Genomic DNA, 21,131 nt, shown 5'->3' with positions numbered 1-21,131 from the left:
GGCGAGGCGTTGTCAGTGCCACGTGCCAGGATGGATGGGTGCCGCAGACCGCCTTCACCACTCCGCTCGTCGGCCGCGACGAGGAGATCTCCCGACTCGCCGGAGTGCTGGAGCGTGCCCGCGGGGGCGAGGCGCGTGCCGTGCTGGTGGCCGGGGACGCCGGGGTCGGCAAGACACGCGTGCTGGACGAGGTCGCCGTGCGCGCCGCACAGGACGGCATGACCGTGCTCACGGGTCATTGTGTGGACCTCGGTGACGTCGGGCTGCCGTATCTGCCGTTCACCGAGATTCTGGGCGTGCTCGCCACCGACGAGCGGTTCGCCGCCGCGCTCTCCGCACACCCGGTGGTCGACCGTCTACTGGGCGGCGGAACGGACGCCGTCCCGGACACGGGCGGGCGGCTGCGGCTGTTCGAGGGCATGGCGGGCCTGCTCGCCGACCTGGCCGGCATCGCGCCGCTGCTGCTCGTCCTGGAGGACCTGCACTGGGCCGACCAGTCCTCCCGGGACCTGCTGCGGTTCCTGCTCAGCCGCGGCATCCTGCAGCGCCCGGCCGGCGGTGCGCCTGCACACCGGCTGGCCGTGCTCGCGTCGTACCGCGCGGACGACCTGCACCGCCGCCATCCGCTGCGCCCGCTGCTGGCCGAGCTGGTGCGGCTGCCCGCCGTCGAGCGGCTCGAGCTGCGGCCCTTGGCGGACGCCCACGTGACCCGCCTGGTGCGCGCCCTGGAGGACCGCCCACTGCCGGACGCCACGGTCCGCCGGATCGTGGACCGCGCCGAGGGCAACGCCTTCTACGCGGAGGAGCTGCTCGCGGCCACGGACACGCGGGACGCGGGGGTGCCCAGCGGCCTGGCCGACCTCCTCCTGATCCGTGTCGAGCAGCTGTCCGACACCGCCCAGCAGGTGCTGCGCACAGCCGCCGTCGCCGGGCGCCACGTGGAGCACGACCTGCTGCGGGACGCGGTGCGGCTCCCCGAGGACGAGCTGGAGTCGGCGCTGCGCGAGGCGATCGGGCGGCAGCTCCTGGTCGCGGGCGTCGGCGACACGTACGCCTTCCGCCACGCGCTGTCCCGCGAGGCGGTCTACGCCGACCTGCTCCCAGGTGAACGAGCGCGACTGCACGGTGCGTTCGCGCGACTGCTCGCCGACCGGGGTCGTCCTGCCGAGAGCGCGGCGGAACGCGCCCACCACTACCGCGAGAGCCATGACCTGGCCGAGGCTCTCGCCGCCTCGCTGGAGGCCGCCGACCACGCCCATCGGGTCGGCGCACCCGCCGAGGAGCTACGGCATGTCGAAGCCGCCCTCGGCCTGTGGTCGTCGGTGGATCCCGCCAAGTTGCCGTCGGGTGAAGGGCTCGACCAGATCACGCTCACGCTGCGCGCGTCGGCGGCGGCCGCGCACGCCGGGGAGCTGCACCGCGCGGTCTCGCTCACCCGGGCCGCGCTGGCGGGCATCGGCCAGGACGCCGACTCCGAGCTGGCCGCCCGCGTCCGCTACACGCTCGCGGGCAACCTCCTCAGCGTCGACAACCTGACGGCGGCCTACACCCACAGCAGCGAGGCCCTGACCCTGATCCCCGCCGACCCGCCGACGCCCACATGGGTGTGGGCCGCGGCCACGCACGTCATGGCGGCACGCCAGGTCGGGGACGTCGGGACGGCGCTCCGGGTCGCCCGTCAGGCCCTGCGTGCGGCCGAGAAGCTGCGGGTGACCGACGCACAGGCCGATCTGCTGATCTCGCTGGCCACCATGGAAGGAGACGGCCGCCGCGCCCCGGAGGGCCGCGCACGGCTCCGGGAGGCCCGGGAGCTGGCCCGGCGTGCGGGGAACGCGCCGGTGGAGTGCCGGGCGCTGTTCAACCTCGCGGTCGGCTGCTTCGAGTCCGGCGATCTCGAGGAGTGCCTGCTCTGGCTGACCGAGGGCCTGGAGCGGGCGCGCCGCGCGGGGCTGCTGTCCTCGCCGTATCCGCTGGAGATGCGGTATCTGCGGCTGCTGGTGCTGTACACGCTGGGCCGCTGGGACGAATGTGTGCGTGTGGCGGCGGCCGACGCCGAGGTACTGCCCGCGGCGGGCGGGTACACGGTCGGGCCCGCGCTGTACGTGGCCCTGGCGCGCGGCGACGGGCGGGCGGCCGAGCGGGCACGTGCCCTGCTGGAGGGGCCCTTCGACTGGATGGCCGCGCTGGTGGCGGGCATCGTGCTGACCGATGCGGCCGCGCTGCGCAGGGATCCGGAGGCCGCGGTGCAGCGGATGCGGTCCACGGTCGCGGCGCTCACCGACGACGCGGGCACCCGGCCGGACGTCGCGGTACGGCTGGCCGCCCTCGCCCTGTCCGCGGTCGCCGACGCGGCCGGCGAGGCGCGCCTCACCGGCGACGAAGCCGGAGTCCGCCGCTGGACGGACACCGCGGCGGAACTGGTCGACCTGGCCCGCACGGTGGCCCTGCACGGTGAGAACGGCGCGCCGCAGGGTCCCGAGGGCACGGCCTGGCTGGCCCGCGCCGAGGCCGAGTGGACACGCGCCACTGCGGGGCCGGACCCGGCGGCCTGGGAGAAGGCGGTCGCCGCCTTCGACAACGGCGACGTGTACGAGCGGGCCCGCTGCCGTTTCCGGTTCGCGGCGGCCCTGCTGGCGGCGGAGCGGCGCGAGGAGGCGGCTGCCGAGGCCCGCGCCACGCGGGAGGAGGCGACACGGCTCGGCGCCACGCTGCTGCTGGAGCAGCTGGACGACCTCGTCCGCCGCGGCCGCCTCACCGAAACCGAAACCGCCGAGCGCACCTCGCCGCTCACGGCCCGCGAGCAGGACGTCCTGCGTCTTCTCGCCCTGGGCCGCAGCAACCGCCAGATCGGCGAGGAACTGTTCATCAGCGGGAAGACGGCGAGCGTCCACGTCTCCAACATCCTGGGCAAGCTGGGCGCCGCGAGCCGCACCGAGGCGGTGGCGATCGCCTACCGTCAGGGACTGATCGAGCCGGAGCCGACCACGTCCGGCTGAGGTTCGGCGATTCCCGGGCAAGTACGGCGGATTGAGGGACTGTCAGTGCCGGGCGTCACAATCGCCTCCATGACGACGATCGACTGGCGCGAGCTGACGCACGCCTACGGCAGCGCCGAAGACATACCCGGTCTTTTCGCACGCCTCGGTGGAACCGACGACGACGCGGTGTGGCAGGACCTGTGGTCGGCGCTGTGCCACCAGGGGTCGGTGTACGACGCGAGCTGGGCGGCGCTGCCCGTCCTGGCCGACATCGCACTGGGCCGGGCTCCGGGCGGGCCGGCGGACGCGGTGATGCTGGCCGGGGCGATCACGGTCGATGCGGACGACCCGCGCCGCGACCGGTACACGAGGGAGATCGAGGCTCTCCTCGGTGTCGCCCGCGAGCTGCTCGCCGCCCCGGATCAGGACGCTCCCTCCTTCGTCGCTTCGCTCCAGTCCGTGCTCGCCTTCGAGGGCGCCGGGGTATGGGCGGACGCGCTGGACGGGGTGCGCAACGAGGAGTACCAACTCGCCTGCCCCTCCTGCGAGGACGACCTCTACGTCGCCTTCGGCGAGTACGGCTTCTTCACCTCGGCCGGCGACTACGTCGGACCTGGTTCGAAGGACACGTCGGGCCGGACGGACCTGATGCCGGCGAGCCCGGAGTCGCTCGACGGCATCGGCGCGCGCCTGTACCGGGAAGCGGCGACAGCGGGTCGGGCGGAAACCGCCCGCGCGGTGACCTACGTCTTCGGACGGGCACGCTGCCCCTCGTGCGGTGCCCTGATCGTGGTGTCCGAAGAGGTGGAGAGGCAGTGGATCTGACGTCCGGTCGGCCGGGTGCCCGGCGGTGCGGGGCACCCGGCCGCGCCCGGCGTCAGTTCCGCGGGGCGGGCGTGTTCGCGGCCGTCACGTTGACGGCGGCCCACGCCCGGACCACCGTCCTGTACTCGTTGCTGGTCGCGCCGTAGAGGTCTTTGGCCGCCTTCAGCGTGGCGACGCGCGCGTCGTGGAAGTCGGTCGTGGAGACCATGTAGCGGGTCAGGGCCCGGTAGAAGATCGCGGTGGCCTTGGTCCGGCCGATGCCCTTCACCGTGGAGCCGTCGTAGGTCGGCGAGTCGTAGGTGAAGCCTCCGATCGTCTTGCGTCCGCTGCCCTCGGCGAGGAGGTAGTACGCGTGCGAGGAGACACCGGAACCCGCGTGCACCTCGGCGTCGTACACCTCCGGTGACCAGTAGTCGATGGTTCCCTCGAGCCGGTCGAGGGACGGGCGGTCGAGGCGGCGCAGGAACTTCTGGGCCAGGCCCAGCTTCTCGCCGACGAGGTAGTTGGGCGGGTTCTTCGGGTTGTTGGCGCTGAACTCGACGCTGGAGCCGAAGATGTCGGCCAGCGACTCGTTCAGGGCACCGGGCTCGCCGTACTGGTTGCCGTCCGTGTCCACGCGGGTGGGCTCCAGGCGGGCGGTCGCGTCCACGACGCCATGGGTGAGCTCGTGGCCGGTGACGTCGAGGACGACGAGGGGCTTCTTGAACATCGCCCCGTCGCCGTCGCCGTACAGCATGCAGCCGCAGTACGAGTCCCAGAACGCGTTGGCCACCTTGTTGCCGAAGTGGACCATGGCGAGGGCGCCCTTGCTGTTGTTCGCGACGCCCTTGCGGCCGAAGGTCTTCTTGTAGAAGTCCAGGGTCTTCGTGATGCCGTACTGGGCGTCCACCGCGGCGCTGGCGCGGTGGGAGACGGCGCCGTTGCCCCATTTGTTGTCGGTGGAGGTGAACTTCTTGCCCCGCGCGAAGTTCTCCAGTTCCAGGCCCTTGGCGTCCCGGGTCTCGGTGCCCCAGCGGGTGGGGTCCTTGAGGAGGTAGCTGGTGCGGGCCGTACGCGTGGTGGTCAGCGGAACCTTGCCGACGAAGAGGGAGGTGCCGGTGCCGGAGGCGGTCGAGGGGTAGCGGACCGCGCCCGCGGCGGACGTCGCGGCGAGGCCCGTGGTCTGCGGGACGGTGCCGGTGACGGGGTTCAGCTTCTCGCCGCGCTCGCGCAGGGTGTCGAGCAGCTGCGGCGACAGGAACTCGTCGTTGTCGGGCGTGTTGCTGCGCACCTTGCCGGTCACGGCGTCGACGACGACCGTGCGGGAGCCACCGCCCTCGGTCGTGTCGCTGCCGGTCACCCGTACCTGGTAGGCGAGGGCCGAGGCTCCGTCGCGGGCGTCCACCACGAGTTCGGCGGCGGCCGGGTCGCCCTGGGCCACGGCGGCGGCCTTCGCCTCGGCCTGCCGGGCCGTCAGCTTCGCCCCTCCGGCGGCGACGGGCCGGACGGTGTGCTCCGCGGCACGGGTGACGCCGGTGTAGGTCAGCTGCCGGGAGAGGTGGACGACGAGGTCGCCGCCGAGGACGGGCATGCCCTGGTGGGTCCGGACGAACCGGACGTGGCGTGCGCCCTCCGGGTCGATCAGCACGTCCTGGGCCTTCAGTTCGTCGCCCTGGATCACGCCGGTCGCCGAGGCGTGGGCGAAGGCGGCGGCGTCGGCCGCCTCGACGACGGAGGCAGCCGAGGGCTCGTTCGCCGATGCGAGGGCCTCCCCCGCGGGCGGGGCCGCGAAGGCCGTGCCCGACAGGCCCGTGGCGGCCGTCGTCACGGCGACGGCGATCGCAAGGCTGCGTATGTGGGGCTTACGCAAGATGAGGGTTCCTCTTCGTTCCTGGCGGCCTCGCTCACCAACCGCCTTGAGCCATGGCGCGGTTGAAACGCCATGGGGGCTGGTCGGGCCCCGGGACCAAACCCTTGCGGATAAGTCATGTCCATGTAAAGCGAAAAATGATCGCTTTCGGGAGCGCTTCGCCGTAAAACCTGCGGAATCCGATCCCCGGTGATCGCCAGGCGATCAACGGCGTCTCGGCTGTGGAGATGTGACGGCGTGCGAGAGGGTTGCCCCGCTCCGATGTGATCGATCTCGCACTGCGGGGAACCCGCCCGCCCTGACGCACGTTCTCCGGGCAGTACCCACCGGGCTTCGCACCACGACACCAGGGCGGCAGGATGAGCGAGTTGGTCCCCGGGGGCAATCTGCCCCTCCCGGGCGGCTCGCTGACCGTCCGGGTGCCCGGGCCCTTCGACGTCTCCGCGCTCATCACGGACGACGGCGGCAAGGTGCGGGGCGACGGCGACTTCGTGTTCTACAACCAGCCGGCCGCGCCCGGAGCCCGGCTCCGGGGCGACACGCTGACCCTCGAACCGGCAGCACTGCGCGCCGGTGCCACCCGGGTCACGGTGGTCGTCACTCCCGTCGAGCCCAGCACTCCTCTGGCCCGCCGGCCCGCCCCCACGCTCCACGTCACCGACGCCCAGGGCCGCCCGCTCGCCCGCTTCGCCCCATCCCGTCCACGGCAGGAGACGGTCCTGCTGCTCGCGGAGGTCTACCGGCGCGGTGGGGGCTGGAAACTGCGGGCGCTCGGGCAGGGATACGCGGACGGACTGGCGGGCCTCGCGCGGGACTTCGGGGTGGATGTCGTCGAGGACATACCCGTTTCACCGACGCCATCGGTCGCACCCGGGCGCGCATCCTCGGTCCCGGCACCGCAGGCACCCCGGCCGCTGCCGAGCCCCTCCCCCGACCCGGACGGTTTCCTCGGCCTGGTCAACTCGGCGCGTTCTGCGGTCGGTTCCCCGCCCGTCTCCCTCGATGCCCGGCTGGTCTCCGCCGCGCAGGCGCACTCCGCAGCCATGGCGGCCGCCGGACGCCTGGGCGTCGAGAGCCGGGACGGCGTCTCCGTCCACCAGCGCGTCACGACCGCCGGGTACACGTACGTCACGGTGGGCGAGCACCTGGTCTCCGGCCCGCGCACCCCCGCCGAGTTCGTCTCGTACTGCCTGGACACCGAGCAGGCCCGCCGAACCCTGCACGACCCCGTCTTCACCCATACCGGACTGGCGTACGCCAGCGGCGGCCGCTCCGGCGACACGTACTGGACCGCGCTGTGGGCCAGACCTCTCACCCCGGGCGATCTCGCATGGACCGAGGCCGAGGTCGTCGACCTCACCAACCGGGAACGCACCCGGGCCGGTCTGCGGCCGCTCGCCCCCGATCCCCTGCTGGCCAGGGCCGCGCAGGCACACAGCGCGGACATGGTGGCCCGCTCCTTCTACTCGCACACCTCGCCCGAGGGAAGCCGACCCTGGGACCGGGCCGCCGCCGCGGGCTCCGCCCGGCGCACCATCGGCGAGAACATCGCCTGCGGCCAGCGCTCCCCCGCCGAGGTCGTGGACGGCTGGATGAACAGCCCCGGCCACCGCGCCAACATCCTCAACCCCGGCTTCACCCACATCGGCGTCGGATTCGCCGGCGGCGGCAGGGCGGGCACGTACTGGACGCAGTTGTTCGGCGCCTGACGCCGACGGCGCCCGGGGAGCGATCCCCACGCCGTTCCGACCTCTTGATCGGCAACAGGTGTCCGGCCGGCGGGCGGGCCTGCGCGCCCTCGCCAGCGGCCGGCCATGCGGCGACGGGCCAAGGCCGCCGCTACGGCCGGCATCCAGGTCGCTGCCCGCCTCCCGGTCGCCGGTGACAAGGTGCCGCCCAACGCGGCCCCGGCCCTGCTTGCCGGGCCACTCGGCGAGTTGCCGGCCCACCGTCAGCGGTCGCCGCGCCCGGGGGCACCCCCCACGATCTGTTCAGCCCCCTGTTGACCTCGGTCCTCGTCGGGGAGAGGGTTCGAAGTGCGGACGCAACCGGCACACGAAAGGTGGTCGTCTTGATCGGCATCTCGGACATCGAAGCCGCGGCGGACCGGATCGCCGGGCACGTCGTGCGCACCCCGACGCTGCCGAGCCCCGGCCTCACCGCGCTGCTCGGTGCCCCGGTGACGGTCAAGCTGGAGCTGCTGCAGCGCACCGGCTCCTTCAAGGCGCGCGGGGCCACCGCGAAGCTGCTCTCACTCAGCGAGGCCGACCGGGCCGCCGGGGTCGTGGCGGTCAGCGGCGGGAACCACGGGATCGCCCTGGCGCTCATGGCGGCCGCCCTCGATGTGAAGGCCACGGTGGTCATGCCGCGTTCGGCGCCCGCCCGTGCCGTCGAGATCGCCCGGGACGCGGGTGCGTCGGTGCGGGTGACCGATGACATGGACGGCGCGTTCTCGCTCGTGACGCGGTTGCGGGACGAGGGACTGACCCTGGTCCACCCGTTCGACGATCCTTTCGTGGTCGCCGGGCAGGGCACCGTCGGGCTGGAGTTCGCCGAGGACGCGGGCGACCTCACCGACGTGGTCGTCAGTATCGGGGGCGGTGGTCTGATCTCCGGAGTCGCGGCGGCCCTGCGGGCCCGCCGCCCGGACCTGCGGATCTGGGGTGTGGAGACCGAGGGTGCCGAGGCCATGTCGCAGGCGCTGGCGGCGGGCGGTCCGGTGCCGGTCGCCCTGTCCTCGATCGTGTCCACGCTCAGCGCCCCGTCGGTGTCGCAGCTGACGTACGACCATGTGGCGGCGCTGGTCACCGAGGTGCTCGTGGTCCCCGACCGGGAGGCCGTACGGGGCTGCCTGGAACTCGCCGAGCACGCCAAGGTGTGGGCCGAACCGGCAGCCGGCTGCCTCCTCCCGGCGGCCCGGCGGGTGCTGGAGCGGGTCGGTGAGGGAGCCCGGCTCGGGCTGGTGGTGTGCGGGGGCAATGCGACGCCCCGGTCCCTGGTGACCTGGGCGGAAAGCTTCCAGCTTCTCTGACCGCCCGTGTATGCCGCAGAACGGCCGTTCCCGCGGTTGCTGCTGAATGCGCCATGTCGCCGAGTTCGTTCTCGGACTCGACGTGAACTGTTTACCGCTGGTTACCACCAGGTCGGTGCGCTATTGGGGCCGCGGATACGCGCGGCGCGAATTCCAGGGGGTGTCCCGGCGGGCGTCCTATCGAGGTGAACGCCGTGACGACATCCGCTCGGATGGGACTCCGGGAACCTTTTCCTCGCACACTCGCACGCAGGTTTTTTTGAAGAAAGGCCAGAAAATCCCCCGGAGTTGCGGATCTTTTGAACGCACTCCGGCCGGGCCGCCGTACCACTGGGAAAGATGGGAACCGGGGGTTCAGCGAGGGATGACCATGGTCAAGACGCACGTCTCCGCGCACGAGTTGGTCGCCGGGAGATACCGACTCCACGACGTGGTCCACCGGGAGGTCAACCGCATCTGCTGGGAGGCCGAGGACGTCGAGACCGAACGCCCGTGTCTGGTCACCCGGATCGGGCTTCCGGACGACCCCTGCGAGGAGACCCCGCGCCGGACCACGGGCCGCATCCTGCGCATGTCCGAGACGATGGCGCGGCTGTGCCCCGGACGGGTCGTGCCGGTCATCGACGCCGTCGAGGAGCCGGGTGCCCTGTGGACCGTCACCGAGCGGATCGACGGCACGCCGCTGGGGGAACTCCTCGCGAAGAAGGGCGCGTTCAACTACATCCGGGCGGCTCGCGTCGGGCTGGAACTGCTCGACGTGCTCGAAGCCGCGCACGGCGAGGGCATCACGCACGGCGAACTCAGTCCCGGCCAGGTGTTCGTCCGCAAGCGGGGCCAGCTCGTCGTCACCGGGTTCGGGCTCGCCGGTGCCACCCTCGCGCCCCGGGTCACCGCACCGTCGTACGCCTCCCCCGAGCAGGCCCGTGACGAGCGCATCGGCCCGGCGGCCGATCTGTGGGCGCTGGGCGCGATCCTCTACACAATGGTCGAGGGCCGCCCGCCGTTCCGTGACCGGGGCCGGCCCGAGGCCACCCTGAGAGGCGTCGACCGGCTGCCGCTGCGCACACCGCTGCGCGCCGGACCCCTCACCCGGACGGTGACGGGACTGCTCCGCAAGGACTCCCGCGAGCGGCTGAGCCGTCCGGTGGTCCGCACCGCCCTCACCCGCGTTCTGAACGAGGACCCGGGCGCGGCCCTGGAGGAGATGCCCGAGCCCCGGCTGCGTCGCGCCTACGCCGCCGCCTGCCACGCCGGTCCGGGGTGGAGCAGGAGGACCATGGCGGCCGGGACGGCACTGGCCTTCGTCACCGTGGCGGTCGCGGTCCTCGCCGTCACCGACCAGCTGCCCGGCCTGGGCACGACTGCGTCCGACGTGCAGTCCCGTCCCTCCGCGACCGCGTCCGACGCGCAGTCCCGCCCCTCCGCGACCGCGTCCGAAGCCGCACCCACTCCGACCCCGTCCGCCTCTGCCTCCGCGTCGCCGCCCGGCGGCGACCGCACGGAAGCGACTCCCAGCCCGTCCGGCACACAGACCACCGGCACCTCCCCGTCGGCCTCCGCAGGCGCCCTGCCGGCCGGCTACCACCGCTACGACGCCCCCGAGGGGTTCTCCATCGCCCTCCCCGACGGCTGGAAGCGGCTCAAGACCTCCGAAGCGGACGAGGCGTACCGCGTCACGTTCGGCGCGTCCGGCGACCCGCGCACACTCGCGGTGACGTACAGCGAAGCCGTCGGCCCCGACCCGGTGGCCGTCTGGCGCGACGACGTCGAACCCGGGCTGCGGCTGACCGCGGGCTTCCAGCGCATCGGCGAGATCCGGGCGACCACGTACCAGGGGTACAAGGCCGCCGACATGCAGTGGTTCTCCGACCCGGACGGCACACGCATCCGCACCTTCGGCCGCGGCTTTCTCCTGGGCGGCCACCGCGGCTTCTCGCTGCGCTGGACGACGCCCGCCGCCGACTGGGACGCCGCAGTCAACCGACAGGCGCTGGACACGTTCCTGCGGACGTTCCGGCCGGGGTCGGACTGACCCGGCCGGAACGAACCCGCCGTGCTCAGCCCGACGTGCGCGGCGCGCGCAGCGAGCGCAGCGGCCCGCCGTGCAGCGGAGCCGTGGCCCAGCGTGCCGTGAACGTCCGGTCCGTGAGTGAACAGGTCACCGTCAGCCGGTGCGGAGTCTCCAGGAACACCACATCGACGGCGAGGGTGTCGGGATCGGTCCAGCCGCCGCTCACGGCGATCGGCAGCGGCTCCTCGCCCACCGACCAGCCGTCCGCGCCCAGCCGGAGATCGAGGCGCATGCCGCCCTCGTCGAGGGTCAGTGTCCAGCCGTCCTCTCCGGCTTTCACCGTGACGGCGGTCAGGCCCGGCTGGTCCGCGCAGACACCGCCGTAGGGCACGAACGCGGCCGCCGCCCAGTCCCCGGCACGCTCCGGAGGTGCGGGCTTGCCCGCGGCCGGCGGGAGTGCGAGGCGCGCCAGGCGCGCGGCGAGAGCCGCGTCCGCGTCCTCCCGGTCGGGCAGCGGCGCCGCGAACGCCGGCAGGAGGTGCTCCCAGACCAGATTCAGCAGGGCCTGCATCTCGACCGTCGCCGCGGTCGTGGCGATCACGGCGTCGTGTTCGGGCAGCACGAGGCAGAACTGGCCGTACGCCCCGTCGCCGCGGTAACCGTGCCGCGACCTCCAGAACTTCAGGCCGTACCCCCGGTCCCAGTCCTGCCACGTCTCCCCCATGGCGCCCGCCGTGGGGATGTGCTCCCGCGTGGCCTCGGCGACCCACTCCTGCGGCAGCAGCCGTTCGCCCTCCCAGACGCCGTCGCGCAGGTACAGCTGTCCGAGCCGGGCGACGGCGTCGGTGGTGGCGTGCAGTCCGCTGAAGCCCAGCTCACGGCCGGCCCGGTCGCTGATCCACGCCACCTCGCCGATGCCGAGCGGATCCAGCAGCCGCGGCCGCAGGTACTGGGTGAGCGACTGCCCCGTGACGCGCTGGACGATCGCGGCGAGCGTGAACGTGGCGGACTGGTTGTACGCGAAGACGGTTCCCGGATCGCGGTCCGGCGGCAGCAGGAGGAAGCCGCGGACCCAATCCCCGGGATCGAGGGCGCGGGCCCGGTCGAAGGTCTCCGCCTCGTGCCCGCTGGACATGGACGCCACGTGCCGGACGAGCATCGCCCTGCTGCGCGGGTCGGTGATGTCGGCGTCGAACTCCGGGAAGTACGAGATCACCGTGTCGTCGAGCCGCATCAGCCCTTCGGCCACGGCGAATCCGGCGGCCGTGGAGGTGAAGCTCTTGCTGATCGAGTAGAGGAGATGGAGGCGCTCGGTCGTGTACGGCGCCCACCAGCCGCAGGCCACGAGGTGCCCGTGGCGCAGGATCATCAGGCTGTGCGGTTCGATGTCCGGGGCGGCCTCGACGGCGTCGAGGAAGGCGTGGACACCGGCGGCGTCGACGCCCTGGGCGGCGGGGGTGCTCGAGGGCAACGGTCGGACAGACATACGGGCATCCTCTCCCGGTGCCCGGGTGGTGATCGAGAGGTTTCGCGCCTCGGTCAGCGCGCCCCTGCCCGTCCGTCCCGTTTTCGCCATCCGTGTCCGGGGACTCGGCCCGTATGGTGCAGATCGGATACACGATGATGACCGAGCAGGCCGGCCCGCGTGAGCTCGTGGACCATCTGGTCCGTGCCGAGGAGGCGGGCTTCGACTTCTCCGTGACCTCGGACCACTACTTTCCGTGGCTGCGCTCGCAGGGCCACTCGCCGTACGCGTGGAGCGTGCTGGGCGCGGCCGCGCAGGCGACCTCGCGGATCCCGCTGATGACCTACGTGACGTGTCCGACCTTCCGCTATCACCCGGCGGTGGTGGCGCAGAAGGCGGCCACGATGCAACTGCTGTCCCGGGGCCGCTTCCGGCTGGGCCTCGGCTCCGGGGAGAACCTCAACGAGCATGTGGTGGGCGGTGGTTGGCCTTCCGTGGACGTGCGGCACGACATGCTCGAGGAGGCCGTGGAGATCATCCGCGCGCTCTTCGAGGGCGGGCATGTGAACCACCGCGGCACCCACTTCGACGTGGAGTCGGCCCGGCTGTGGGATCTGCCCGACGAGCCGCCGCCCCTGGGCATCGCCACCTCGGGCGAGCAGTCCTGCGCCCTCGCGGGCAGGCTCGCCGACCTGGTCATCGCCACCGAGCCGGAACGAGGTCTGCTGGAGGCGTTCGACCGGCACGGCGGCGCGGGCAAGCCGCGCGTGGGCCAACTCCCGGTGTGTCACGACCCGAACCGGGACACCGCGGTGAAGCGGGCGCACGCACAGTTCCGCTGGTTCGGCGGCGGCTGGATGGTCAACTCGGAGCTACCGCACCCGGATTCCTTCGAGTCCGCCACGCAGTACGTCACCCCGGACGACGTGGCCTCATCGATCCCGTGCGGCGACGACCCGGAGGACTTCGTCGAGGCGGTACGCCCGTACGCCGAGGCCGGGTTCACCGAGATCGCCCTGGTGCAGATCGGGGGCGAGGCGCAGGAGCCGTATCTCGACTGGGCGGAGAAGACGCTGCTGCCCGCACTCCGGGACGCTTTCGCCTGACCACGTCCGCATCCCACCTCCCCGGGAAGCGACGGAGCACCACCCGCCGGTGCCATAGGCTTCCGTTCTGCGCCACTGCAGTCCGAGCAGCCTGTACAGGAGAGTCACCCGTGAGCCTGGCGACCGCCCCGTCCGAGACGTCCCCCGCGCCCCTGTCCGACCTCGTCGCCCGGGACGCACGAGAGTTCGGGGTCTACGCGCGGACCGGAGGGTGGGCGTTCGGCCTCATGGTGGCGCGCAGTGTGCGCCCCGGCGGGCAGGGGGCGGACGAGACGCCGAAGGTCTCGGCGAAGGAGTTCGCCGAGCTCGCCGGGTGCTCCCCCGAGCGGGTCATGCGCTACTACAAGGCGTGGGACCGCGCCGCCGACGACGGGCTGGTCCCGCACTTCGAGGTCCTCGCGCCGGGCCAGGACGTGGAACTGCCGGACGCCGACGCGTGGTTGAGCTACTACGTCTCCCGCAACAGCGCCACCTCCGAGCGCGGCACTGCCATCGCCGAGGCCGCCGAGGCCGAGGGGATCCGCCCCACGAAGGCGCTGGAGGTCGCGGAGAACCCCACTGCCCTGCGCGCCGCGATCCTCGCCGACCCGTCCACCGCCCGGGCCGCGCGACAGGCGCTGCTCGACCGGGTCCGCGAAGACCCGGAGCTGCAGGCCGAGTTGGCCCGCGACGTGGTACGCACCGACGACCTGAAGAAGGCCGTCGCCACGGAGAGCCGGTCCGCCGACCGCATCGGCTATGTGCGCCAGATCGCCGAGTCGGGGCAGATCAGGACCCCCGCGGGACAGACCGTCGACGCACCCGCCGATTTGCGCCAGGAGGCCGAACGGCACCTGTCGCTCATCGACGAGCTGGACGAGGACGAGGACACCGGCGAGTGGGCGAGCGAGGCCTACGACACGATGAAGTCCCTCGTCGTCGAGGCCGTGGAGGCCGATCCCGAACTGCGTGTGCAGGAGCGGCGGACGAAGTTCTACAGCAGCCTGCAGAAGGCGACCAGGGTGTTCGAGGACCTGACCTTCGACGACGCCGGGGACTTCTACGAGGACGACATGGTCCAGCGTCTGGAGGAGCTCCAGCAGGCCATCGGCACGTGCCTCGCGGCGCTGCGGGATGCGCAGGGCAGCGCACGGCGAGCTGAGTAGCCGTACTCATGCCGCCGGCCGCCCACCGGCCCGACGATGGGGGCTCCCACGACGAGGAGCGTCCCGATGCCCGCTGTTCCTGCAGTCCCGCCGCCCGCTGTCGTCCCGGCCCCGCGCCGGATGCTGCCCGCCGTTCTCGGCTGGGCCGTGGTGGCGGGGCTGGCCCTGTCCGCCTGGAATCCGCACGACCGGATGACGTGGTTCCTGGAGACCGTGTGGGTCGTCGTGGGGCTGCCGCTGATCGTCCTGAGGTGGCGGCGGTTCCCGCTGACGAACCTGCTGTGCTGCCTGCTGGCGGTGCACGCGATGGTGCTCGCGCTGGGCGGTCACTACACGTATGCGCAGGTGCCGCTGGGCGACTGGGTGCGGGACACGTTCGGGCTCGAGCGCAATCCCTACGACCGGTTCGGGCATCTGATGCAGGGATTCGTGCCCGCCGTCCTGGTACGGGAGCTGCTGAGCCGCACCTCGCCCCTGCGCGCAAGCCGCTGGCTGGCCCCGCTGACGGTGTGCGCGTGCCTCGCGTTCAGCGCGGTCTTCGAGATGTTCGAGTGGGCGGCCGCCGTGATCGGCGGGCAGGCGGCGGACGCGTTCCTGGCCACCCAGGGTGACGTGTGGGACACGCAGTGGGACATGTTCTGCGCCCTGATCGGGGCCACGGTCTCGGTCCTGGTACTGAGCCGGCTGCACGACCGCCAGCTCGCCGCGTTGTCTGTCACCTCGTCGTATGGCGGCGCCGTGTCCACAGCGGCAGCGCGAACCAGCACAGCAGGTACCAGGTGACGACGGCCGCCACCAGCCAGGGCACATAGGCGTTGTGGGTGGCGACCCGGAGAATCAGCAGGAGCGCGGCCGTCATCGTGGCGAGAAGGAGCAGCAGGCCGACGAAGGTCAGCCGGGAGGCCCACTGCACCGCCTGCGGTTTGATCCGCCGTCCGGACACCAGGCGGTGCAGGGACACCGGTCCGATCAGGGCGCCGGTGGCGGCCGCGCCCAGGACGACCGTCACGATGTAGATGGTCTGGTCCGTGTCCTCCAGCCGGTCGTACTTCGGTGTGAACACGACGGTGAGCAGGAAGCCGAAAAGGATCTGGACGCCCGTCTGGGCCACGCGGACCTCCTGGATGAGGTCGCCCCACATGCGGTCCGCCCGTTCGTCCGCTGTCTCGTCACGTCCCGTCCGCCTGTCTGCCTCCACCATGCGGCCCGGGTAACCGGCTGCTGATCGTTCAAACAGATCGGGCGGCCAGGAGCAGCAGGTCAGCTGCTCCTGGACCCGCGGGGTTCACCAGCGGCCCTCCACCTGGGCCTTGATCCGGCGGTCGTAGAGGTCCTGGATCGCCGCGAGCGTCTCGCCGGACAGCTCCGGCAGCCCGGCGGCGGCCGCGTTGGCGCGGGCCTGTTCGGGAGAGCGGGCGCCGGGAATGACCGTGGACACGCCGGGCTGCTGGATGATCCAGCGCAGCGCCAGCTGGGCCGGGGTGAACCCCTCGGGTGCGAGGGCGGCGAACTCGGCGGCCGCCTCGACGCCGCTCTCGTAGTCGACTCCCGAGAAGGTCTCGCCCTGGTCGAAGGACTCCCCGTGCCGGTTGTAGGTGCGGTGGTCGTCGGCGGGGAAGACGGTGTCCTTGGTGTACTTGCCCGACAGCAGGCCGGAGGCGAGCGGGACGCGGGCGATGATCCCGACGCCCGCCTCACGTGCCGCGGGAAGCACCTCGCGCAGGGGCTTCATGCGGAAGGGGTTGAGGATGATCTGCACGCTCGCCACACCCGGCCGGGCGATCGCGGTGAGCGCCTCCGCACAGGTCTCGACGCTGACGCCGTAGTGGGCGATGCGCTCCTCGGCGACCAGGGTGTCCAGGGCGTCGAACACCTCGTCCGTGGAGTAGACGGGGGTCGGCGGGCAGTGCAGCTGTACGAGGTCGATGCGGTCGACTCCGAGGTTGCGCCGGGAGCGGTCGTTCCAGGCGCGGAAGTTGTCCAGGACGTAGTTCTCGGGGATCTGCTCGACGCGGCGGCCCATCTTCGTCGCGACCAGCACATGCAGATCGGGCCTGCTGCTCAGGAACGTGGCAATGGTCTGCTCGCTGCGTCCGTCGCCGTAGACGTCGGCGGTGTCGAAGAAGGTCACCCCCGACTCGGCCGCCGTCTCCAGTACGGCAAGGGCTTCCTTGTCGTCGACGTCTCCCCAGTCGGCGCCCAGCTGCCATGTGCCGAGACCGACCACGGATGCGTGCTGACCCGACCTGGTGAATTCGCGCTCGTCCATGGTGTCAGTCTGTCATCCCCTGATCGACCGGCTCTTCTTCAGGGTGTGAGGTGTGTCTGCACGGTGGGGGCGTAGCGGTCCACGATGTCGTCGAGCGGGGTGGCCCGGAGTTCGGTGCCGCGGGCGATGCCGAACATCACGCCGAGGCCGAGCAGGGTGGCGACGGCGAGTTCGGCGCGCAAACCGGCGTCGGGACCGGTGAGACGGGTGGCGAGGCGTTCGGTGACCTGGGTGCGGAAGTTGGCGCGGAGGATGTCGCCGTGGTCGCCGTGCAGGGGTGCGAACGCGATCCGCAGCAGCGGGTCGGCGCCGCGTTCCCGCTGGCTGAGGAGTACATGGCGGACCATGTGGCGGCCGAGCTCGGGCAGTGGGGCGTCCAGCAGGGCGTCGGCGTCGGTCTCGAAGGACATGACACGGGCGAACAGGGTGTCCTTGTTGCCGAAGTATTTGAGGATCAGCGGCGGACTCACCCCGGCGCGGTCGGCGACCGCCTTGAGGGTGATGTCGGCATGGGCGTGCCGGGCGAGGAGGTACCGGGCGGCGCGCAGTATGGCCGCCTTGGTGGCCTCGGCGTCGCGTCGGGCCGGTGCGTGCGTGGAGGGAGTGCTCACGGCATTCATGGTCCCTCGTTCGCCGGGTCGCCGGGGATGGTCAGCGCCACCGCGCACGCCACCAGGGCGATCGCGCCCGCGAGGGCGAACGCCGGCAGATAGCCGTGCAGCGTCGGCACCGGCGCCCCGCCGACCGGCCGCGTGTGGTGCACCAGCACCGCTGCGACGGCGGCGCTGGAGGTGGCCTGGCCGATGGTGCGCATCAGGACGTTGACGCCGTTGGCGGAGGCGGTCTGCCCGGCCGGGACGGCGTGCAGGATCAGGGACGGCAGGGCCGTGTAGGCGAGGGTGGTGCCGATGGCCACCACCCCCGCTCCGACGATGATCATCCAGAGTTCGCGGCTGTCCGCGATGCGCACCGCGTAGCCCAGGGCGATGACCGCGGCACCGAGGGCCAGCGTGACCCGCGGGCCGCGTGCCTGCGACATCCGCGCCGAGACGGGCGAGATCAGCAGCATGATGACGCCGCCGGGCAGCAGGCACAGGCCCGTCTCCACGATGGACAGCCCGAGCCCGTATCCGGTCGCCCGGGGCGCCTGCACCAGCTGGGCCGTCAGGAGGGAGTTGGCGTAGAAGGCGAACCCGGTCAGGAGAGCGGCGACATGGGGCAGGCCGACCCGCGGCCGCGACACCAGCCGCAGATCGACCAGGGGCAGCCGGGCGCGCAGCTGCTGCCACGACCACAGGCCCAGGATCACGCCCGCAGCGCCGAACAGTCCGAGGGTCCGGGTACTGCCCCACCCCCACGGCCCGCCCTGCGACACTCCCAGCAGCAGGCAGCCGAGGCCGGCGGCCAGCCCGAGCGCGCCCGGCACGTCGAAGCGGCCGGGCTCGCGCGCGGGGGACTCCGGCACCGCCCACCGGGTCAGCGCGACGCCCGTCGCGCCGAGGGCGCCGGTCACCCAGAACATGACGTGCCAGTTGGCGTACTGGACGACCACGGCCGCGGCCGGCAGCCCCAGCGCCGCGCCGATGCCGACCGTGGAGCTCATCAGCGCCACCGCGGAACCCCGGCGCTCCGCGGGCAGTTCGTCGCGCAGGATGCTGATGGACAGCGGTACGACGGCGGAGGCGGCGCCCTGCAGGGCGCGCGCCGCGATCAGCACGCCGATCTCTGAGGTCAGGGCGCAGATCACCGAGCCGGCCGCCATGAGCGCGAAGGCCGCGAGCAGCACCCGCCGCTTGCCGTACATGTCCCCGGCACGGCCGAGGACCGGGGTGAGCACGGCACCCGACAGGAGTGTGGCCGTCACCATCCAGGAGACGGTGCCCGGCGAGGCGCCGGTGAGGCGGGGCAGGTCCGGCAGCAGCGGGACGACGACTGTCTGCATGACGGCCATGAGGATCCCGCCGAACGCCAGCACGGGGATGGTGAGCCGGCTGCGCAGCGCCGGGAGGGCCGCCCGGCCGGGTGGGCTCGTCCGGCGGTCGGTGGTGGCGGGTGGGTCGTCGGGTATCGGGGCGGGCAATGCCATGGGCACTCCAGGGTCCGCTGCGAAACGAAATCGAGGTGAATGACGATTCACCTCAACCAGTGAATCGCCATTCACCTCGAAACGCGAGCCTTTTCCGGCTGGATGCCGGGCGGCGGTGCGGGCTGCGGGCGGATCGAGGCCCGATGATCCGGATCGCGCCAGATTCACGGAGTGACCGGCGCCACTGCCTGCACATGGCGCCGCGAAAGATCACCCGGAACCCCGCCACCAGGGGGAGGAATTTCTCCTTCCGCGGCACCCGGGGCCCTTCCGCAGCAAGATCATCCTTGTTCAACACTGCACGACATTTACGCAATTGTCCTGATCGTAGCCAACCACCCTCGGGGGATTTCTCCCGCATTCGTCAGGGCCGATAGGCATGCGGTGCCGTCAATCGAACGCACCTTTGGGGAGATCCCGCATGCCCGAACTCAGCCGCCGCCGCGCGCTCACCGCCGCTGCCGCCCTCGCCGCGACCGCCGGCGCCCTGTCGCTCACCGCGCCGACCGCACGGGCCGCCGAACACGACCACGCCTCGCCCGAACCCTTCGACGAGGTCTACAAGGGCCGCCGCATACAGGGCCGGCCGGCGGCCGGAAGCGGTCACCACCACGGCGCCGGTTACGCCGTGTTCGTCGACGGCGTGGAACTGCACGTGATGCGGAACGCCGACGGCACCTGGATCAGCGTGGTCGGCCACTACGACCCGGTACCCACCCCGCGCGCCGCCGCACGTGCCGCGGTCGACGAACTGCGGGGCGCCCGGCTCGTCCCGTTCCCCGCCAACTGACCGCCGTCCACGCACACTTGGAGCACCCGCACATGACCGTCCGCAAGAACCAGGCCCACCTGACCGCCGAGGAGAAGCGCCGCCTCGTCGCCGCCCTCCTGGAGCTCAAGCGCAGCGGCCGCTACGACACCTTCGTCACCACGCACAACGCCTTCATCCTGGGCGACAGCGACAACGGCGAGCGCACCGGCCACCGTTCGCCGTCCTTCCTGCCCTGGCACCGCAGATTCCTGCTGGAGTTCGAGCGGGCCCTGCAGTCGGTGGACGCCACGGTCGCGCTGCCGTACTGGGACTGGACCGCCGACCGCACCGCGCGCGCCTCCCTGTGGGCGCCGGACTTCCTCGGGGGCACCGGGCGCAGCCGCGACGGCCAGGTGATGGACGGGCCGTTCGCCGCGTCCACGGGCAACTGGGCGATCAACGTGCGCGTGGACGGCCGTACGTACCTACGGCGTTCGCTCGGCGCGGGCGGCCGCGCCCTGCCGACCCGGGCCGAGGTGGACTCCGTACTGGCGATGGCGACGTACGACATGCCGCCCTGGAACAGCGCGTCGGACGGCTTCCGCAATCACCTTGAGGGGTGGCGTGGAGTCAACCTGCACAACCGGGTCCACGTGTGGGTCGGCGGGCAGATGGCCACCGGCGTCTCCCCGAACGACCCCGTGTTCTGGCTGCACCACGCCTATGTCGACAAGCTGTGGGCGGAGTGGCAGCGCAGGCATCCCGGCTCCGGCTATCTGCCGGCCGGCGCGACGCCGGACGTGGTCGACCTCGGCGAGACGATGAAACCGTGGAACGACACGACTCCGGCGGACCTGCTCGACCACACGACCCACTACACGTTCGACGCCTGATCAGGCTCGACGGTACGGCAGTCCGGGTGGCCCCAGCCCTGGGCGTTCTTCGCGATCGGCTCACCGGCGGCGTACGAGCGGCCGCACGGACAGCGGCCGGGGAACTTCGCCTTGATCGTGCGGGACGAGGAAGCGCCGTTGCGCCGGGGCGACTTGGCTCCGGAGGGCCGGCCGGACCTCGGCTTCGGAGTGTCGGGCGAGGGCGGCGGCTCGGGTGAGCCCAGGTCGCTGCCCGCGGCCTCCTGCACGCTCGCCGCCTGACTGGCGGCCCGGTCGGCGAAGTCGTTGAGCCGGTCGCCGTCGACCTGGTGGGCGGGGACGTAGCGGAAGTCGACGGAGCGGCCGCTGAGCAGCTCGTCGATGCGCACCACCAGCTCCTGGTTGGCGACCGGCTTGCCCGCCGCCGTCTTCCAGCCGTTGCGCTTCCAGCCGGGCAGCCAGGTCGTGACCGCCTTCATGGCGTACTGCGAGTCCATGCGGACCTCGAGCGGCACGGCAGGGTCGGTCGCCGCCAGCAGACGCTCCAGGGCGGTGAGTTCGGCGACGTTGTTGGTCGCCCTGCCGAGCGGCCCGGCCTCCCAGCGGGCCGGAGTCTCCGAGTCGTCCGCGACCACCCAGGCCCAGCCCGCCGGACCGGGGTTCCCCTTCGAAGCCCCGTCGCACGCGGCCACCACACGTTCACGCATGCGTACGATCATGCCATGGCGGGGCGGGGGCTCGGC

17 protein-coding genes are annotated in these 21,131 nt (G+C 72.3%); 10 read left to right on the top strand and 7 right to left on the bottom strand.

The genetic code is table 11. The features are described 5' to 3' along the window. The first annotated feature begins 38 nt into the window (after positions 1-38). Together ABZO29_RS41885 and ABZO29_RS41880 are read left to right on the top strand one after the other, a co-directional pair. Complete coding sequence (locus tag ABZO29_RS41885) at positions 39-2,996, top strand: AAA family ATPase (protein WP_367325436.1); 2,958 nt, start codon at positions 39-41, stop codon at positions 2,994-2,996. A gap of 69 nt (positions 2,997-3,065) precedes the next feature. Further along, a complete protein-coding gene (locus ABZO29_RS41880) occupies positions 3,066-3,803 on the top strand; it encodes a hypothetical protein (RefSeq protein ID WP_367325435.1) in 738 nt (245 codons plus the stop codon). A 52-nt stretch (positions 3,804-3,855) separates the two neighbouring features. Here ABZO29_RS41880 and ABZO29_RS41875 read toward each other — a convergent pair whose 3' ends face one another. After that, positions 3,856-5,652 carry a M4 family metallopeptidase gene (locus tag ABZO29_RS41875; protein WP_367325434.1) on the bottom strand — a complete coding sequence of 599 codons (1,797 nt, stop codon included), beginning with the start codon at positions 5,650-5,652 and terminating at the stop codon, positions 3,856-3,858. A 359-nt stretch (positions 5,653-6,011) separates the two neighbouring features. Between ABZO29_RS41875 and ABZO29_RS41870 the strand changes: the two genes are divergently transcribed. The 3 genes from ABZO29_RS41870 (at position 6,012) to ABZO29_RS41860 (ending at position 10,715) form a co-directional block, all read left to right on the top strand. Further along, entirely contained in the window at positions 6,012-7,361 is a 1,350-nt protein-coding gene (locus ABZO29_RS41870; protein ID WP_367325433.1) for a CAP domain-containing protein, read from the top strand. 362 nt (positions 7,362-7,723) lie between these two features. Then, positions 7,724-8,683 (top strand): threonine/serine dehydratase, encoded by a 960-nt coding sequence (locus tag ABZO29_RS41865; protein ID WP_367325432.1) that lies wholly within the window; start codon positions 7,724-7,726, stop codon positions 8,681-8,683. A 364-nt stretch (positions 8,684-9,047) separates the two neighbouring features. Beyond that, entirely contained in the window at positions 9,048-10,715 is a 1,668-nt protein-coding gene (locus tag ABZO29_RS41860) for a serine/threonine protein kinase (RefSeq protein WP_367325431.1), read from the top strand. A 25-nt stretch (positions 10,716-10,740) separates the two neighbouring features. Here the strand turns inward: ABZO29_RS41860 and ABZO29_RS41855 are convergent, their stop codons facing one another. Beyond that, positions 10,741-12,180 carry a serine hydrolase domain-containing protein gene (locus tag ABZO29_RS41855; RefSeq protein WP_367325430.1) on the bottom strand — a complete coding sequence of 480 codons (1,440 nt, stop codon included), beginning with the start codon at positions 12,178-12,180 and terminating at the stop codon, positions 10,741-10,743. A 113-nt stretch (positions 12,181-12,293) separates the two neighbouring features. Between ABZO29_RS41855 and ABZO29_RS41850 the strand changes: the two genes are divergently transcribed. From ABZO29_RS41850 to ABZO29_RS41840, 3 genes are all read left to right on the top strand, one after another. Next, positions 12,294-13,265: an LLM class F420-dependent oxidoreductase gene (locus tag ABZO29_RS41850; RefSeq protein ID WP_367325429.1), complete on the top strand. Its 972-nt coding sequence runs from the start codon at positions 12,294-12,296 to the stop codon at positions 13,263-13,265. Between the two features lie 110 nt (positions 13,266-13,375). Next, positions 13,376-14,410 carry a hypothetical protein gene (locus tag ABZO29_RS41845; protein WP_367325428.1) on the top strand — a complete coding sequence of 345 codons (1,035 nt, stop codon included), beginning with the start codon at positions 13,376-13,378 and terminating at the stop codon, positions 14,408-14,410. 120 nt (positions 14,411-14,530) lie between these two features. Continuing rightward, the gene (locus ABZO29_RS41840) at positions 14,531-15,193 is read left to right on the top strand and encodes a DUF2238 domain-containing protein (RefSeq protein ID WP_367326387.1); all 663 of its coding nucleotides are present in this window, start codon (positions 14,531-14,533) and stop codon (positions 15,191-15,193) included. Here ABZO29_RS41840 and ABZO29_RS41835 read toward each other — a convergent pair. From ABZO29_RS41835 to ABZO29_RS41820, 4 genes are all read right to left on the bottom strand, one after another. Next, a complete protein-coding gene (locus ABZO29_RS41835; protein ID WP_367325427.1) occupies positions 15,126-15,611 on the bottom strand; it encodes a DUF6328 family protein in 486 nt (161 codons plus the stop codon). The genes ABZO29_RS41840 and ABZO29_RS41835 overlap by 68 nt on opposite strands. A gap of 84 nt (positions 15,612-15,695) precedes the next feature. Continuing rightward, the gene (locus ABZO29_RS41830; RefSeq protein ID WP_367325426.1) at positions 15,696-16,679 is read right to left on the bottom strand and encodes an aldo/keto reductase; all 984 of its coding nucleotides are present in this window, start codon (positions 16,677-16,679) and stop codon (positions 15,696-15,698) included. Between the two features lie 38 nt (positions 16,680-16,717). Next, on the bottom strand, positions 16,718-17,299 hold the full coding sequence (locus ABZO29_RS41825) for a TetR family transcriptional regulator (RefSeq protein WP_367325425.1): 582 nt from the start codon (positions 17,297-17,299) through the stop codon (positions 16,718-16,720). Further along, positions 17,296-18,765 carry an MFS transporter gene (locus ABZO29_RS41820; protein WP_367325424.1) on the bottom strand — a complete coding sequence of 490 codons (1,470 nt, stop codon included), beginning with the start codon at positions 18,763-18,765 and terminating at the stop codon, positions 17,296-17,298. Before ABZO29_RS41820 ends, ABZO29_RS41825 begins: the two co-directional genes overlap by 4 nt. A gap of 421 nt (positions 18,766-19,186) precedes the next feature. On the opposite strand from ABZO29_RS41820, the gene ABZO29_RS41815 reads away from it, so the two are divergent. Together ABZO29_RS41815 and ABZO29_RS41810 are read left to right on the top strand one after the other, a co-directional pair. Further along, a complete protein-coding gene (locus tag ABZO29_RS41815; protein ID WP_367325423.1) occupies positions 19,187-19,555 on the top strand; it encodes a tyrosinase cofactor in 369 nt (122 codons plus the stop codon). A gap of 32 nt (positions 19,556-19,587) precedes the next feature. Continuing rightward, complete coding sequence (locus tag ABZO29_RS41810; protein ID WP_367325422.1) at positions 19,588-20,409, top strand: tyrosinase family protein; 822 nt, start codon at positions 19,588-19,590, stop codon at positions 20,407-20,409. Here the strand turns inward: ABZO29_RS41810 and ABZO29_RS41805 are convergent. Beyond that, positions 20,391-21,107, bottom strand: coding sequence for a ribonuclease H (locus ABZO29_RS41805; protein ID WP_367325421.1), 717 nt, complete (start codon positions 21,105-21,107; stop codon positions 20,391-20,393). The genes ABZO29_RS41810 and ABZO29_RS41805 overlap by 19 nt on opposite strands. Between the last annotated feature and the right edge of the window lie 24 nt (positions 21,108-21,131).

The sequence above is a fragment of the Streptomyces sp. HUAS ZL42 genome (assembly GCF_040782645.1).
Classification (GTDB): Bacteria; Actinomycetota; Actinomycetes; order Streptomycetales; family Streptomycetaceae; genus Streptomyces.
This window is presented reverse-complemented; position numbering and strand designations above follow the sequence as displayed.

What these genes read in the sequence shown, in the direction of transcription:
- ABZO29_RS41860 (WP_367325431.1), top strand. Translation starts at nt 9,048, where the DNA reads ATGACCATGGTCAAGACGCACGTCTCCGCGCACGAGTTGGTCGCCGGG.
- ABZO29_RS41840 (WP_367326387.1), top strand. Translation starts at nt 14,531, where the DNA reads ATGCTGCCCGCCGTTCTCGGCTGGGCCGTGGTGGCGGGGCTGGCCCTG.
- ABZO29_RS41870 (WP_367325433.1), top strand. Translation starts at nt 6,012, where the DNA reads ATGAGCGAGTTGGTCCCCGGGGGCAATCTGCCCCTCCCGGGCGGCTCG.
- ABZO29_RS41855 (WP_367325430.1), bottom strand. Translation starts at nt 12,180, where the DNA reads ATGTCTGTCCGACCGTTGCCCTCGAGCACCCCCGCCGCCCAGGGCGTC.
- ABZO29_RS41810 (WP_367325422.1), top strand. Translation starts at nt 19,588, where the DNA reads ATGACCGTCCGCAAGAACCAGGCCCACCTGACCGCCGAGGAGAAGCGC.
- ABZO29_RS41835 (WP_367325427.1), bottom strand. Translation starts at nt 15,611, where the DNA reads ATGGTGGAGGCAGACAGGCGGACGGGACGTGACGAGACAGCGGACGAA.
- ABZO29_RS41830 (WP_367325426.1), bottom strand. Translation starts at nt 16,679, where the DNA reads ATGGACGAGCGCGAATTCACCAGGTCGGGTCAGCACGCATCCGTGGTC.
- ABZO29_RS41825 (WP_367325425.1), bottom strand. Translation starts at nt 17,299, where the DNA reads ATGAATGCCGTGAGCACTCCCTCCACGCACGCACCGGCCCGACGCGAC.
- ABZO29_RS41880 (WP_367325435.1), top strand. Translation starts at nt 3,066, where the DNA reads ATGACGACGATCGACTGGCGCGAGCTGACGCACGCCTACGGCAGCGCC.
- ABZO29_RS41805 (WP_367325421.1), bottom strand. Translation starts at nt 21,107, where the DNA reads ATGATCGTACGCATGCGTGAACGTGTGGTGGCCGCGTGCGACGGGGCT.
- ABZO29_RS41850 (WP_367325429.1), top strand. Translation starts at nt 12,294, where the DNA reads ATGGTGCAGATCGGATACACGATGATGACCGAGCAGGCCGGCCCGCGT.
- ABZO29_RS41815 (WP_367325423.1), top strand. Translation starts at nt 19,187, where the DNA reads ATGCCCGAACTCAGCCGCCGCCGCGCGCTCACCGCCGCTGCCGCCCTC.
- ABZO29_RS41820 (WP_367325424.1), bottom strand. Translation starts at nt 18,765, where the DNA reads ATGGCATTGCCCGCCCCGATACCCGACGACCCACCCGCCACCACCGAC.